15 protein-coding genes are annotated in these 13,597 nt (G+C 60.5%); 6 read left to right on the forward strand and 9 right to left on the reverse strand.

Going from position 1 to position 13,597, the window contains the following annotated elements; translation table 11 throughout:
* Positions 1–236 precede the first annotated feature (236 nt).
* From corC to miaB, 4 genes are all read right to left on the reverse strand, one after another.
* Positions 237–1,121: a CNNM family magnesium/cobalt transport protein CorC gene (corC, locus tag ONZ54_RS05940; protein WP_005317320.1), complete on the reverse strand. Its 885-nt coding sequence runs from the start codon at positions 1,119–1,121 to the stop codon at positions 237–239.
* A 95-nt stretch (positions 1,122–1,216) separates the two neighbouring features.
* Positions 1,217–1,681: an rRNA maturation RNase YbeY gene (gene ybeY, locus ONZ54_RS05945; RefSeq protein WP_271787691.1), complete on the reverse strand. Its 465-nt coding sequence runs from the start codon at positions 1,679–1,681 to the stop codon at positions 1,217–1,219.
* Positions 1,678–2,721, reverse strand: coding sequence for a PhoH family protein (locus tag ONZ54_RS05950; RefSeq protein ID WP_271787692.1), 1,044 nt, complete (start codon positions 2,719–2,721; stop codon positions 1,678–1,680). Before ONZ54_RS05950 ends, ybeY begins: the two co-directional genes overlap by 4 nt.
* A gap of 56 nt (positions 2,722–2,777) precedes the next feature.
* A complete protein-coding gene (miaB, locus tag ONZ54_RS05955; RefSeq protein WP_005317314.1) occupies positions 2,778–4,211 on the reverse strand; it encodes a tRNA (N6-isopentenyl adenosine(37)-C2)-methylthiotransferase MiaB in 1,434 nt (477 codons plus the stop codon).
* 267 nt (positions 4,212–4,478) lie between these two features.
* Between miaB and ONZ54_RS05960 the strand changes: the two genes are divergently transcribed.
* From ONZ54_RS05960 to ONZ54_RS05970, 3 genes are all read left to right on the forward strand, one after another.
* The gene (locus ONZ54_RS05960; RefSeq protein ID WP_271787693.1) at positions 4,479–5,642 is read left to right on the forward strand and encodes an FAD-dependent monooxygenase; all 1,164 of its coding nucleotides are present in this window, start codon (positions 4,479–4,481) and stop codon (positions 5,640–5,642) included.
* A 175-nt stretch (positions 5,643–5,817) separates the two neighbouring features.
* Positions 5,818–6,474 carry a cold shock domain-containing protein gene (locus ONZ54_RS05965; protein ID WP_271787694.1) on the forward strand — a complete coding sequence of 219 codons (657 nt, stop codon included), beginning with the start codon at positions 5,818–5,820 and terminating at the stop codon, positions 6,472–6,474.
* Between the two features lie 202 nt (positions 6,475–6,676).
* A complete protein-coding gene (locus ONZ54_RS05970) occupies positions 6,677–7,636 on the forward strand; it encodes a sensor domain-containing diguanylate cyclase (RefSeq protein ID WP_059168367.1) in 960 nt (319 codons plus the stop codon).
* Here the strand turns inward: ONZ54_RS05970 and ONZ54_RS05975 are convergent.
* The gene (locus tag ONZ54_RS05975) at positions 7,618–8,580 is read right to left on the reverse strand and encodes a LysR family transcriptional regulator (protein ID WP_059168368.1); all 963 of its coding nucleotides are present in this window, start codon (positions 8,578–8,580) and stop codon (positions 7,618–7,620) included. The genes ONZ54_RS05970 and ONZ54_RS05975 overlap by 19 nt on opposite strands.
* Before the next feature lie 115 nt (positions 8,581–8,695).
* On the opposite strand from ONZ54_RS05975, the gene ONZ54_RS05980 reads away from it, so the two are divergent.
* A complete protein-coding gene (locus tag ONZ54_RS05980; RefSeq protein WP_271787695.1) occupies positions 8,696–8,920 on the forward strand; it encodes a hypothetical protein in 225 nt (74 codons plus the stop codon).
* Positions 8,917–9,570, forward strand: a complete 654-nt coding sequence (locus ONZ54_RS05985; protein WP_005317302.1) for an HAD-IA family hydrolase — start codon at positions 8,917–8,919, stop codon at positions 9,568–9,570. Before ONZ54_RS05980 ends, ONZ54_RS05985 begins: the two co-directional genes overlap by 4 nt.
* A gap of 62 nt (positions 9,571–9,632) precedes the next feature.
* Here the strand turns inward: ONZ54_RS05985 and ONZ54_RS05990 are convergent, their stop codons facing one another.
* Together ONZ54_RS05990 and ONZ54_RS23240 are read right to left on the reverse strand one after the other, a co-directional pair.
* Positions 9,633–10,235 carry a nitroreductase family protein gene (locus ONZ54_RS05990; protein WP_005317295.1) on the reverse strand — a complete coding sequence of 201 codons (603 nt, stop codon included), beginning with the start codon at positions 10,233–10,235 and terminating at the stop codon, positions 9,633–9,635.
* Positions 10,236–10,657: 422 nt separating this feature from the next.
* Positions 10,658–10,819: a hypothetical protein gene (locus ONZ54_RS23240; RefSeq protein ID WP_404295223.1), complete on the reverse strand. Its 162-nt coding sequence runs from the start codon at positions 10,817–10,819 to the stop codon at positions 10,658–10,660.
* A 297-nt stretch (positions 10,820–11,116) separates the two neighbouring features.
* Here ONZ54_RS23240 and ONZ54_RS06000 point away from each other — a divergent pair, with 297 nt between their 5' ends.
* A complete protein-coding gene (locus ONZ54_RS06000) occupies positions 11,117–11,593 on the forward strand; it encodes a YMGG-like glycine zipper-containing protein (RefSeq protein ID WP_021138191.1) in 477 nt (158 codons plus the stop codon).
* A 70-nt stretch (positions 11,594–11,663) separates the two neighbouring features.
* Here ONZ54_RS06000 and ONZ54_RS06005 read toward each other — a convergent pair whose 3' ends face one another.
* Together ONZ54_RS06005 and ONZ54_RS06010 are read right to left on the reverse strand one after the other, a co-directional pair.
* Positions 11,664–12,620, reverse strand: coding sequence for a D-2-hydroxyacid dehydrogenase (locus tag ONZ54_RS06005; RefSeq protein WP_271787696.1), 957 nt, complete (start codon positions 12,618–12,620; stop codon positions 11,664–11,666).
* A gap of 127 nt (positions 12,621–12,747) precedes the next feature.
* Complete coding sequence (locus ONZ54_RS06010) at positions 12,748–13,500, reverse strand: DUF3530 family protein (protein WP_125728993.1); 753 nt, start codon at positions 13,498–13,500, stop codon at positions 12,748–12,750.
* Positions 13,501–13,597 lie beyond the last annotated feature (97 nt).

Consider the following 13,597-nt stretch of genomic DNA (forward strand, 5'->3'; position numbering starts at 1 on the left):
CCGGTATCTTAACCTGTAAATGCGGTTAACGGCGAGCCTCCCGGCAGCCTGGACCTGTTCAAGCAAAAAGCCGGGCAGAAAATGGGAGACGGGCACGGTTCACTGAGGGAAGGGAGGGCGGTAGTGTCAAGGGGCGGCAGCTTGCCCTGCCACCAAACGGCAAGCGCCCCGACGAGCGGGGCGCTGATGCTTCACGGCAAGATAGCTACGTGAGACTTACAGGGCGTCAGAGCGACTTATTGCGCTTCAGACTGTGCCGCGACATGGTTGTCGGGGATCTTAACCTGCAACTGCTGCAGGCGGCGCCGGTCGGCGTGCATCACCTTGAACAGGTAACCTTGCAGCTCGATCTCCTCGCCCTTTTTCGGCAGGTGGCTGAAGGCGTGCATCACAAGACCGCCCACAGTATCCACCTCTTCATCACTGAACTGGGTGCCGAAGAAGTCGTTGAAATCCTCGATCTCGGTGAGGGCACTGACTGCGAAGACCCGCTTGCTGATGCGGCGGATCTCGTCCGGCTCATCTTCGATATCGTCGAACTCGTCATCGATCTCGCCGACGATGAGCTCCAGTATGTCCTCAATGGTCACGAGACCAGAGACACCACCGAACTCGTCCACGACGATGGCCATGTGATAGCGCTCTTCGCGAAACTCCTTGAGCAGCCTGTCGACCCGCTTGCTCTCGGGCACTATCACGGTCGGGCGCAGGATTTTTTCCAGCTGCAGCGGCTCGCTGGCATGGTGGCCGCCAAAACCGAACGGCAGCAGATCCTTGGCGAGCAGTATGCCCTCCACATGATCCTTGTCTTCGTTGATCACCGGAAAGCGGGAGTGACCTGACTCTATGATCACGGGCAAGATGTCGTCCACCGGCTGGGACTTCTCTATGGTGACCATCTGGGAGCGAGGGATCATGATGTCGCGAACGCGCAACTCGGCTATTTCGAGTACGCCTTCAATCATGTCCTTGGTGTCCTGATCGATGAGATCGCGCTCCTCGGCATCCGCTATCACATCCACCAAATCGTTGCGGTCTCTTGGCTCGCCCTGGAAGAGTTGGCTGAGTTTGTCGAGCCAGGTTTTCTTCGGCGAGCCGGTACTAGGGTGATCGTCAGTCATTTTTTCTCTTGGTTACTCGCTTGAACACATTTGGAATTGTTTTGGGTATGTAAGGATGACCATCGGCTGTTTCAAGGCGATGACGATCCCGTCCTTTACTCTTCGTCGTTCAGATAAGGATCGGCAAAGCCGAGTTCCTGCATGATGTCACGTTCCAGCTGTTCCATCTCCTCGGCCTCGTCATCCTCGATATGGTCATAACCTAGCAGATGGAGACTGCCATGCACAACCATGTGGGCCCAGTGTGCTTCCAGCGGCTTGTTCTGCTCGGCAGCCTCCTGTTCCACCACCTGGCGGCAGATGACGAGATCGCCGAGCAGCGGCAGTTCCATGCCGGGTGGCGCCTCGAACGGGAAGGAGAGCACATTGGTGGGCTTGTCCTTGCCGCGATAGGTGAGGTTGAGCTCGCGGCTCTCCGCCTCGTCGACGATACGCACCGTCACTTCGGCCTCTTCTTGGAAGCCGAGAATGGTGCCGTCCAGCCAGCCTTGCAGCTGTACTTCGCCGGGCAGACCGTCGGTGTCCGCGCAGGCCAGTTGCAGATCCAGGGTCACACTCATTGGGCACTCTCCTTATGGGATTTGCTGGCCGCCTGCTCGTCTGCCAGTTTGGCATCGAACGCTTCGTACGCCTGCACGATACGGGCCACCACAGGGTGGCGAACCACGTCTTTGGATTCAAAGAAGTTGAACGACAGGCCATCGACACCTTGCAGCACTTCCAGCGCGTGGCGCAGACCGGATTTGGCGCTACGTGGCAGGTCCACCTGAGTGATGTCACCGGTGACCACCGCCTTGGAGTTGAAGCCGATGCGGGTCAGGAACATCTTCATCTGCTCTGTGGTGGTGTTCTGGGCCTCATCCAGGATGATGAAGGCATCATTGAGGGTGCGACCGCGCATATAGGCGAGCGGCGCCACTTCGATGATGTTGCGCTCCATCAGCTTCTCGACCCGCTCGAACCCCAGCATCTCGAACAGGGCGTCGTAGAGCGGGCGCAGGTAAGGGTCGACCTTTTGGGAGAGGTCCCCGGGCAGAAAGCCGAGTTTCTCACCCGCTTCCACCGCAGGACGGGTCAGCAGTATGCGACGGATCTCCTGACGCTCCAGCGCATCCACCGCCGCTGCCACAGCCAGATAGGTCTTGCCGGTACCGGCCGGGCCTATGCCGAAACAGATGTCGTGGCTGACGATATTGGCGATGTACTGGGCCTGATTGGGGCTGCGTGGCTTGATGAGGCCGCGTTTGGTCTTGACCGTCACCTCCTTGCCATAGGGGATGCTTGGCGCAGGTTCGTCATCTTGCTCCAGCACCCGCGACTCCTGAATGGCCAGATGCACCATGTCGGGGATGATGTCGGTCACCTTGCCGCCCTTGAGGGGCTGGGTTTCCACATAGAGGTGCTTGAGGATGACGGCCGCCGCATCTACCTGGGCCTGTTTGCCCAGCAACTGGAAGTGGTTGTCACGGTAGCTGATCTCGACGCCGAGACGGCGCTCCAGCTGCTTGATGTTGTCATCGAAGGGGCCGCACAGGCTGGCAAGGCGCTGGTTGTCGGCGGGCTCCAGATGCAGATTCAGGGTCGCTAGGTGTCGGCTCAAAATATCCTCGTCTTGACGCAGTGCCCATCCGGCAAGGCCAGATGGGCACGAAGAGATTAGTGGGGAGTGAAGGCGGCCACGCCGAGGGCATCGGGCACATTGTCGGGACGACGAGCCAGGATCTCGCGGGGCGCAGTGGCGATGCGCAGGTTCATCTCATCCTCACCGCGGATAAAGCGACCGCGCAGTGAGTTGGGGCGTACCTCGGTGATCTCCACATCGGCAAAGCCGCCGATGAGGGTATGTGCCCCTTCGAAGTTGACCACGCGGTTGTTCTCGGTGCGACCACACAGCTGCATAGGGTCGAGCCTGGAGGGCCCTTCCACCAGGATGCGCTGGGTGGAGCCCAGCATGGCACGGCCAATCTGCATCGACTGGTTGTTGATGACATGCTGCAGGCGGGCCAGACGGACCTTCTTCACTTCCATGTCGACGTCGTCTGGCATGTCGGCGGCCGGCGTGCCGGGACGCGGGCTATAGATGAAGCTGAAGCTCATGTCGAAGTTGATCTCTTCGATCAGCTTCATGGTGGCCTCGAAATCCTCGTCCGTCTCGTTCGGGAAGCCGACGATAAAGTCGGAACTGATGGTGATGTCGGGACGGGCGGCGCGCAGGCGGCGGATCTTGGACTTGTACTCCAGCACTGTATGCGGGCGCTTCATCATGGTCAGGATGCGATCCGAACCGCTCTGCACCGGCAGGTGCAGGAAGCTGACCACTTCCGGCGTGTCCTTGTAGACCTCGATGATGTCGTCGGTGAACTCGATGGGATGGCTGGTGGTGTAGCGAATGCGGTCTATGCCGTCGATGGCCGCCACCAGGCGCAGCAGCTCGGCGAAGGAGCAGATGCTGCCATCAAAGGTCGGGCCCCGGTAGGCGTTGACGTTCTGGCCCAGCAGGTTGACCTCGCGTACGCCCTGTTCGGCGAGCTGGGCGATTTCGTAGAGCACGTCATCCATCGGCCGGCTCACCTCCTCGCCGCGGGTATAGGGCACCACGCAGAAGGAGCAGTATTTGGAGCAGCCTTCCATGATGGAGACAAAGGCGGTGGCGCCTTCGGCGCGGGGTTCCGGCAGACTGTCGAATTTTTCGATCTCGGGGAAGGCGATGTCCACCTGGGCGCCACGGCCCTCCTGGACCTGCTTGATCATGGCGGGCAGGCGATGCAGGGTCTGCGGACCGAAGACGATATCCACATAGGGGGCGCGACTGCGAATGTTCTCCCCTTCCTGAGAGGCCACGCAGCCACCCACGCCGATCACCAGACCGGGTTTGTTTGCTTTGAGCTTTTTCCAGCGGCCCAGCTGGTGGAACACCTTCTCCTGTGCTTTTTCGCGAATGGAGCAGGTATTCAGCAGCAAGACATCTGCCTCTTCGGGCTCTTCGGTCAGCGTGTAGCCATTGCTGGCATCTAACAGGTCGGCCATCTTGGACGAGTCATACTCGTTCATCTGGCAACCCCAGGTTTTAATGTGAAGTTTCTTGCTCATTGCTTCTCTTGACTTGTGTTGAAATCGGCATGGTCAAAGGACCGGGCATTTTACTCCGCAATCTGGATACTGCCTAGCTAATATCCAGCCCGCCATGGGGGGCTTTGCCCCGGAGCCTGTCCGTATGGGTATGGGCTTTCTCCTTGATTTGGCGCAGCAATTCGCAATTTGTCTCACTGTTTCTGCCGGTCCCTTGCGGTATCATGTCCCCATTCGGTCCGGCCCCGCCTACTCTGGTCCGGTGCGTCCCTTTTCAGGAATCAAGTTATGGAACAGTGTGATATCGCCATCGTCGGCGCTGGCATGGTCGGCGCCGCCACCGCCTGTCTGCTGGCGGCACAGGGCCTCTCCATTCGGGTCATAGAGACCCAATTGCCCGAGCAATACGCCCCCGAGCAGCCGCTGGATCTGCGGGTTTCCGCCATCAGCCAGGCCTCGGTGGCGATGCTGGATAAGGCCGGAGCCTGGTCGCACCTGCAGCAGATGCGGCTCTGTCCCTACCGCCGGCTGGAGACCTGGGAGCTGGATGGCTTTGCCACCCGGTTCGACGCGGCCGATCTCGGCCTGCCCCAGCTTGGCTACATCATAGAGAACCGGCTGGTGCAGCTGGCCCTGCTCAAGAGGATGGAGGATTTCCCCAACATCCAGACCCACACGCCTGCGGCGGTGATCAGCCTGCGTCAGAGCGCGGATGAGGCGGTACTGACACTGGACGACGGCACAGAGCTTTGCGCCCGCTGGGTGCTGGCCTGCGATGGTGCCGAGTCCCAGATGCGCCGGCTGGCTGGCATAGGCGTGTCCCGCTTTGAATATCGCCAGCACTGCATGCTGATCAACATCGACACCGAGTTTGCGCAGGAAGACATCACCTGGCAGCAATTTACCCCGAGTGGCCCGCGCGCCTTCCTGCCGCTGCCCGGCCAGCACGGCTCCCTGGTCTGGTATGACAATCCCGCCCGCATTCGCGCCTTGTCGGCCATGAGCAATGAGAAGCTGGGGGAGGAGGTGTGCCGCCACTTTCCGGCCCGGCTCGGCGGCTTCACCGTCACGGCCAAGGGGAGTTTCCCGCTGGTGCGGCGCCACACCAATGACTATCACGCCGGTCGGGTAGTGCTGCTCGGCGATGCCGCCCACACCATCAACCCGCTGGCGGGGCAGGGGGTCAACCTTGGCTTCAAGGATGTGGCCTGCTGGGCCGGGTTGCTGGCAAAAGCCGGTGCCGACTGGCATCAGCTGGCCCTGGCGGAGCGTTACGAGCGCCGCCGTCGCCCCGACAATCTTTTAATGCAGTCGGGGATGGATCTCTTCTATGGCGTGTTCAGCAACGAGATAGGACCGCTCAAGCTGGCTCGCAATCTGGCCCTCAATCTGGCGGACAAGGCAGGCCCGCTCAAGGAGATGGCGTTACGCTACGCACTGGGGCTGGTATGACCCGCATCGGGTTGAGGGCATGGCTCAGCCTTGGTGGTGTGCGTTAATTCACCAGAACCTTTTCGATCTCTTGTCTTTGCTCACTATTTTGAGATTTTCCCCCTGATCCCTCTGTTGAGCTGGCGCCGTTTTAGGGCAACATGGTGTCAGCATTGATGGCCACAAGGATGAGGGCATGCGTTATCAGGGACGGATCGCGAGCTGGAACGAAGCGCGAGGCTTCGGCTTTATTAAGCCGGAGCAGGAGGCGGGCGAGCAGCAAGGGAGCGAACTGTTCGTGCACATTTCGGCCCTGCAATCCGATGGCGCACTGCCCAACGTCGGGGAGCGCGTCTCCTACCAGTTAGGCACAGGCAAGGATGACAAGCCCAGAGCCGTGCAGGTGTTCTTTCCCGACAGGCCCCTGTCGCTGGCGGACGGGTTCAATCCACCTTCTGTATCCCCTCGGCTCGGCAGAGAGACCAGCACCCGATCGTCACAACCAGCGTCACTCAGACCCGGATCCCGCCCTCGCCCCGTCTATCGCCACAAGAGCAGCTGGCGTGGCAAAGTGATCCCCCTGCTGCTGGTGGGATTGTTCTCCCTCTACTCCCTTTTTTCGACCAACTCTGTGGTCCCCTTGCCGGTTTCCTCCTTCATCGGTGATGAAGGCAGTGCCTCCCGTAGTACACCACAGACCTCTGCTCTCAGCTATCAGTGCGATGGTCGTGAGTATTGCTCCCAGATGACCTCTTGCGAGGAGGCTACCTGGTTCTTGCGACATTGCCCGAACACCAAGATGGACGGAGAGGGGGATGGGGTGCCCTGTGAACGGCAGTGGTGTGGCCACTGAGGCTGGCCTGCCCGATTGCCGCTGCGAATATTCACCGCTTTTTTCATGCTGATGCACCATATCGGATAGGGTAATACCGGGCCAGGTCCTGTCTGTTCGTTGGCGCCACCTTTGTTGGCAAGGTGACGGATGGCGGCTTTACTTCTAGTACTGACTCGTTTGTTGCCGTATATGCCGTTTATTATTTTTCAGGATCATGGTCATGGTGGATTACTTTCAGGGCTCGTTGTTTCACTTTTCCGAACGGGCGCAGTACCTGGCAGCCTTGCTGAACTCGCTGGAAGACCAGATCGCCGTGATTGATCGGGCTGGGGTTATCCACTATACCAACCTCGCCTGGAACCGGTTTGCCGAGCAAAACGGCATGCCAAAAGGGTATGACTGGCTGGGTATCAACTACTTGCGGGTGTTCGACAGCGCCGTCGAGCCGCTGGTGCTGATGGCGGCAGAGGGGATCCGCCGGGTGCTCTGTGGCGAACAGGACCATTTCCATCTGGAGTATCCCTGCCACAGCCCGGATATACAGCGCTGGTTCATGATGCGGGTCTCCCCAGTACTGGGGGTGGATGTCGAGTTTTATACCATCACCCATATCAATATCACTGAGCGCAAGTTGCTGGAGCTGGATGTGACCCACCTCTCCCAGCATGATCCTCTGACAGGTCTTGCCAACCGGCGCCTGTTCAACAGTTTTCTGCATAACGAGTGGCGCCGCAGCATGCGGGAGCACACGCCCATCTCCTTCATCATGCTCGATCTGGACAACTTCAAGGCGTGCAACGATCACTTCGGCCATCAGGTTGGAGATGATCTCTTGCGGCAGGTGGGTCACCTGCTCAACGCCTTTTGCCAGCGGCCTGCGGATCTGCCAAGCCGGTTCGGGGGCGATGAATTTGCGGTGGTCCTCGGCAATACCGGCAAGGAGGCCGCCTTGAGGATGGGGGAGGCGATTCGCCTCGGGATCAAGGAGTTGAGTATGAATGAGCTGGGCGATGCCCGGCTCAGCGCCAGTATCGGCATTGCTACCCAGCTTCCGGAGCGGGTGCTGGTCTCGGAAGATGAGCTGCTGGCCGCTGCCGACATGGCTCTCTACAGGGCCAAGAAAGAGGGGAAGAACCGTTGCCACAGCGTGGCTTGCCCTCATTACCCAACCCTTGAGTGAAGGCCACATTCGATAATGGGACCGTGGCGAGGCTTTATCCCTTCAGACTCTGCCGGCTGAGGTGCGGGATGTGCCGCCATGACCAGCTGCAGGAATCGATCGCGAATGGGATCGGCAAACTCGGAATTCCAGACCAGACTGATTTCCCACTCTGACTTTGGCCCGGACAAGGGGTAGAGGGTGACGCCCTGGCCCGCGATAAAGCTGACGCTGCGTGGCAGTATGGCGTTGCCGATCCCGGCGGCCACCAACGCGACCAGTGTCTGTATATCCTCTGCTTCCTGAACTATGGCGGTCAGCCGGTTGGCGCCAAGGAAGCTGGCGATCTGCTGGCTCAGCCCAGGACAACGATGGCCGACCATTTGCAGCAGGGGCTGGTTGGCGAGCGCCCACTCAACGTCGAAGGTGGCCGGATCCGGCCCCGTCATCTGGCTGGGAACGGCCAGCACCAGCCGGTCGGTCAGCAATCTGTACTCTTGCAATTGAGGGGCCTGTGGTCTGCGCATGAAGCCCAGTTGCAACTGACCCGACAGCAGACGCTCATGCTGGGTGGCTGAGGTCATGTCCTGCATGTGTACCATCACATCGGGTACCTGCTGCTTGAAGCGGGCGACCAGCGAAGGAGCCAGCGCAAAGCTGGACAGCCCGAAGCCAATCTTGAGCCGTCCGGCAATGCCGCTCGCCAGCGCCAAGGCGTGGCGTTCAAATCCCCTGCCGTGCTCGACCAGTGCGCTGGCCTGGGTGAGCAGCTGGGTGCCGATGGCGGTCAGTTGGGCGCCATGTCGACCCCGGTTGAACAGGGTGCTGCCAAGGGCCAGCTCCAGCCCCTGGATCTGCTTGGTCAGCGCCGGCTGGGTGATAAACAGCCGGCTGGCAGCCTCCCGGTAGTTGGCGGTCTCGGCCAGCATCACGAATGCCTGCAGTTGCCTCAAGTCGAATTTCATTCCGTTTGGTTATCCAATGTGGCGATTAATTGATTATAAATTATCTAACTGCCTTGTTCTAATGGCCTCGTTACGGGCCATTTGCCCGCTCTGACGTGCAACAAGGAGCCATATCATGTCTACCGAACGCTATCTGTTTCTGATCAAGGGAACCCTGGTGATGGCCCAGCCACTGGCTGCGCCGGAGACGGGAGAACTGCTGACCAGCCTGCTGCAACAAGGCTTCGTCGTCGGGCCTTTGCAAGTGTGGGCGAGCAATGCCGAGCAGGCGTTGGCCTGTTATGAGGAGAGTGCCCAGCAGCGGGCCTTCAGCAATGTGCTGGCTGGGGCTTCGTCATGACCCGGCTCACCCTACGGGCTGCGGCCCTGTTGCTGGACATGGATGGCACCCTGGTTCACTCCACCGACGAGGTGGAAACCGTGTGGCGACTCTGGTGCCGACGTCATCAGCTGGCCCCTGAGCCCGTGCTGGCGATGTGCCACGGTTTGCGCTCGCGGGAGGTGATCAGGGCCCTGGCGCCGCAGCTGGACATGGCGCAGGAGGTCGCCCTGCTCGATGAGCTGGAGATCCATCACACCGGGCGCGGTGAGGCCATCATGGGCAGCCGGGCTCTGCTGAGCCGCTTGCCAGCCGAGCGCTGGGCGCTGGTCACCTCCGCCAGCCAGAGGGTTGCCCGCCATCGGCTGGAGAGTGCCGGTTTGCCGCTGCCTACCCTGCTGGTGGGAGCGGAGGACGTGGTTCATGGCAAGCCGGACCCCGAACCCTATCTGCTGGGGGCCGAGCGGCTCGGGGTTGCCCCTGCCAACTGTCTGGTGTTCGAGGATGCACCGGCTGGCATACAGAGCGCCCTGCGAGCCGGCTGCGCCGTGGTGCAGGTCGGAGGCAAGCGGTTGCTGGATCCGGCCGTCATAGCCGTGATCCAAGATTGGCGTCAGGTGAGTGTGGAGGTAGACGAGAAAGGTATGTTGCAGGTTGGCCTGCTGACCTGACGGACGTCTGGAAACAAGCAGCCCCCGACCAGCGGGGGCTTGAAGCGGATGTGGGGTCCGGGTTATTTGAAGACGCGAAACCGCACTGCATCATCCATGAAGGTCTTGTCGCCAGCCGGTTGCTCGATGCTGCCAAAAGGCATCTGGGCGCGCAGCAGCCAGCTGGCGGGCAGGTCCCACTCCTTGCGTACCGCTTCGTCGATCAGCGGATTGTAGTGTTGCAGGGAGGCGCCAACTTTCTCCTGGGCCAGGGTGGTCCAGACCGCAAACTGGGCGATGCCGGTGGCATGTTCCGACCAGATGGGGAAGTTGTCGGCATACAGCGCAAACTTCTGCTGCAGATCCTTGATGACATCCGTATCCTCGAAAAACAGCACTGTGCCGAACCCTGCGCGGAAGCTGCCATCTACCTTGGTTTCACTCTGGGCATAGGCGTCCGGTGGCACGATTTTCTTCAGCTCGGCCTTGACGATATCCCACAGCTTGTGGTGCTGGGCGCCAAACAGTATGACGGCGCGGGAGCTCTGGGAGTTGAAAGAGGAGGGACTGTGCTTGATGGCATCCTGGATCAGGGCCGTCAGCTGCTCCGGCGTGTGAGACACCTGGTCGCCCAGGGCATAGATGGTACGACGTACTTTGATCTGTTCGATAAACGGACTGCTCATAACATCTCCTTTGTTTGACAGATAATCGCATTCGGTGGTCGTTGCAAGGCCATCCGGCTCCGATTGTGCAAGCTATAGACTATAACACTCGCTTCCTCCTTAACCGTCAACGCCCAGTGGTCACTGTTTTTACTCTCCGTGGATATTGGTTGGCAGGGAAGAATGAGCCGCCTCACATTCTGGCGTTTTTAATCCATTGGCGGTTATCCAGCCGATTTCTATCGACGATTGCTCCTGCCTTTTCACCACAAGTTCGGTTCACATCGACTGTTTCAGTGGCAGTGTGATGATCAAGTAGGTGCCCAACCGGGTAGACGAGCTGCTGACTGCCGAGCCTTGCACCTGCGCCGTCTATCGGAGCGGGGGGACGAGTTGGCTGCCCTGCTGCCGTGGGAGCGCCACGAGCGGGAGTCGCGACTGCATCATCTGCTGGCGCGGGTACGCAACCAGCAGTGGCTAGAATCCAGGCACAGGTCACCCTGAGCGCGGGTGGCGCCCACTACCCGGATGATGGCCTTTTTCTGTTCGAAAGGGCCGACGAATGCCGCTACCAGAGCAAGCGACCGGGTCGGGATCGCTGGCATCTCTCTCCATCCCCGGATACTGGCGGTGAGCCTGTATCCCCTGGGGTGACAATATCTGTCTGATCCCTGCATGCCCGCGCCGGGCTGCGACAGCCTGACGTTGGACTAAATACCGTTCACCTTGTGCCGAACTGAGATTTTTTATCTTTATTTTCATGGTGTTAATTTTTAATTTTTCTTCCTGACGTCTTGCCGGGATTCCTTTGGATTAAATGTCAGGCTGTTTGCGCTACTGGCGCGGCGGGTGGCCATTTGTATAGTGCAGGGGAAATTAATCAGGTTTGACAGGAGTACCCCATGGAGATGAAAAAGCGCGGCATGAGTGCCCTGGCCCTGTTGGGCTCCCTGCTGCTGATGAGTGGCGCTGTGCAGGCCTCGGAAACCCTCAACACCATACTCGGTGGCGGTGCAGGCGGTGTGGCGGGCACCATGATTGGCAAAGAGCTGGGAGGCGATACCGGTGCCCTGGTCGGTGCGGCACTCGGCGGTGCGGCCGGTGGCGCCGCCACCGCCAACAAGGGAAACAAGAATGAGGCGGCCCTGGGGGGCGCCGTCGGTGCACTGGGTGGCGCGGCCATCGGCAAGAGCGTCGGCGGCAGCACAGGCCAGCTGATCGGGGCCGGTGTCGGGGGGGCCAGCGGCTCGGCCATCGGTGCCAAGACGGGGGATGGTCACAAGAGCAATAACAACCGCTACGACGACGATGATCATCACTACAAGAAACATAAGAAGCACAAAAAGCACAAGAAACACAGATGGCACGACGATGACTGATGTCAGCCTTGCTGCGTGCTGGCGACAAATAGAGGAAGGGGCCAACAGGCCCCTTTTTGCATGATGTGACTCAGACCAGCCGGTGCTGGCGTCGTCCCTCGGCGAAGGCGTTGATATTGTCGATCAGCTGATCCGCGAGGCGCTGCATCGACTCCTCGCTGGCCCAGGCCACATGGGGCGTCAGGATGAAATTGGGGTATTGCAGAGCCTGCATCAGCGGATGATCCGGGGGCGGCGGCTCGACGCTCGCCACGTCGAAACCGGCGCCGCCGAGGCGACCGTTGGCCAGCGCCTTGAGCAGTGCCGCTTCATCCACCAGGCCGCCACGGCCCACGTTGATGAGCAAGGCGCCCGGTTTCATCAAGGCCAGCTCCCGTTCGCCGATCAGGTGGCGGGTGTAGGGGGTGAGCGGGCAGTGCAGGCTGACCACATCCGAGCTTTGCAGCAGCGCCTCCAGCGGCAGCCGATCTTCGTCGTGGCTGGCGCCTGTCTGGCTCTGGGCGTAACGCACTATCATGCCCATCCCCTGCGCCCGTTCGCCGAGCGCCTGACCCAGGGTACCTTTGCCTATGATGCCGAGCTGCTTGCCGTGCAGATCCATGATGTTGTGGTCGAAGAAGCAGAACTGGCCGCTCTGCTGCCAGCGCCCCTCCAGCAGGGACTGGCGCCAGGCAAACAGGTTGCGCGACAGGGCCAGCATCAGTGCCATGGCGTGCTCCGGTACAGAGGGGCCCGAGTAGTTGCGGATGTTGCACACCCCGACGTTGGCGGCCCGGCATGCTTCCAGATCCACGTTGTCGCTGCCGGTGGCCGCCAGGGCGATCAGCTTGAGATCCGGCAGTTGTGCCAGCTCAGGGGCGCCGATGCGTACCTTGTTGATGATGGCGATGCTGGCATTCTTGAGCCGCTCCACCACCTGCTCGGGGGCCGTGCTTGGATGGCTCTGCCAGTGATGGGGAAAGTCGGGCCGGTGCAGTGTGATGCCCGCATCCAGGGTATCGCTATCGAGAAAAACTATCTGCTGCATGACGCCTCCTGCCATTGGAGCCGTCATGATGCCAAATATGGGCGCTAGGGAGCCAGCCCGAACGCCGTCAGTGGTGAATCAATGGCGCTGTCTGTGACGCTGGCGGCATTTTGGGGGCAGGTCGAGGTCAGAGCCAGCCGAGGTGGGTGAGCCAACCCTGAATGCGGGTCGGTGTTTCATCCAGCTCCATCAAGGCGTAGGGGCGGTAGTTGAGCTTGTGGCTGCGGCGGCTCTCGCTGCGACGAGCTTCGGCGGCCAGCAGTGGCCAGCGCCCTCCCTCTTCCTGATAGAGATCCAGGGTCGGCATGGTGGCCTGGGCTACCTGCTTGGCCAGGGTCTGGTTACTTTGCACATTCGGGAAGAAGCCATCGAGCAGCACCAGAGCATCGGGGGCGGGCACTTGCTCGCTGGCGATGAGATTGGTGGCCCAGGCGGCGCTGGTACCCTGAGCCAGTATCAGCTTGAAGCCCCCTTCTTGCAGCTTGGCATCCCCCAGCTTGATGATGCGGGCGGCAAACTGCTTGCGAAAGTCGTCGATAGCCTGCTGTTTCTTCTCGGCGGCGGGGTCCAGCTCTGCTTGTTGAGGAGAGGGAAGCAGCAGCAGGGTATCGAAGCCGAGTTGGCCTAGGGCCCGGGTCAGTTGCCACAGCTGGCCGCTGCGCTGCCAGTCTGGCAGCAGGATCGCCAGCCCCACATAGCTGTCGCTGTCGTGCTTGGCGAACAGCACTGTCTGCTTGTCGATCTGGGTGCTATCGGGCAGCCCTTGCCAGTCGCTGTTCTGCCAGTAGTCGAGGGGGGCGGGTGGCGTGACTTCGCTGGCTTGCGAAGCACCGCTTGCCAGCAGGGTCAGTAACAGCAGTGATAAGGATAATCTGGCCATAGTGCGCTCCCCGGTTAACTGGGTTAGCGGCGGCGAGCCGGTTTTCTGAAGTGCGGCCAGGGGAGCAATAAAAAAGCGAGCCAATGGCTCGCTTTTT

The organism is Aeromonas salmonicida, from assembly GCF_028355655.1.
GTDB classification, from domain to species: domain Bacteria; phylum Pseudomonadota; class Gammaproteobacteria; order Enterobacterales; family Aeromonadaceae; genus Aeromonas; species Aeromonas salmonicida.

Excerpts from the sequence above, each read along its gene's own strand:
- ONZ54_RS05980 (WP_271787695.1), top strand. The coding sequence starts at position 8,696 with ATGTCTACCGAACGCTATCTGTTTCTGATCAAGGGAACCCTGGTGATG.
- ONZ54_RS05960 (WP_271787693.1), top strand. The coding sequence starts at position 4,479 with ATGGAACAGTGTGATATCGCCATCGTCGGCGCTGGCATGGTCGGCGCC.
- ONZ54_RS06000 (WP_021138191.1), top strand. The coding sequence starts at position 11,117 with ATGGAGATGAAAAAGCGCGGCATGAGTGCCCTGGCCCTGTTGGGCTCC.
- ybeY (WP_271787691.1), bottom strand. The coding sequence starts at position 1,681 with ATGAGTGTGACCCTGGATCTGCAACTGGCCTGCGCGGACACCGACGGT.
- ONZ54_RS06010 (WP_125728993.1), bottom strand. The coding sequence starts at position 13,500 with ATGGCCAGATTATCCTTATCACTGCTGTTACTGACCCTGCTGGCAAGC.
- ONZ54_RS05975 (WP_059168368.1), bottom strand. The coding sequence starts at position 8,580 with ATGAAATTCGACTTGAGGCAACTGCAGGCATTCGTGATGCTGGCCGAG.
- ONZ54_RS05970 (WP_059168367.1), top strand. The coding sequence starts at position 6,677 with ATGGTGGATTACTTTCAGGGCTCGTTGTTTCACTTTTCCGAACGGGCG.
- ONZ54_RS05985 (WP_005317302.1), top strand. The coding sequence starts at position 8,917 with ATGACCCGGCTCACCCTACGGGCTGCGGCCCTGTTGCTGGACATGGAT.
- ONZ54_RS05990 (WP_005317295.1), bottom strand. The coding sequence starts at position 10,235 with ATGAGCAGTCCGTTTATCGAACAGATCAAAGTACGTCGTACCATCTAT.
- ONZ54_RS06005 (WP_271787696.1), bottom strand. The coding sequence starts at position 12,620 with ATGCAGCAGATAGTTTTTCTCGATAGCGATACCCTGGATGCGGGCATC.
- ONZ54_RS05965 (WP_271787694.1), top strand. The coding sequence starts at position 5,818 with ATGCGTTATCAGGGACGGATCGCGAGCTGGAACGAAGCGCGAGGCTTC.
- miaB (WP_005317314.1), bottom strand. The coding sequence starts at position 4,211 with ATGAGCAAGAAACTTCACATTAAAACCTGGGGTTGCCAGATGAACGAG.
- ONZ54_RS23240 (WP_404295223.1), bottom strand. The coding sequence starts at position 10,819 with ATGCCAGCGATCCCGACCCGGTCGCTTGCTCTGGTAGCGGCATTCGTC.
- corC (WP_005317320.1), bottom strand. The coding sequence starts at position 1,121 with ATGACTGACGATCACCCTAGTACCGGCTCGCCGAAGAAAACCTGGCTC.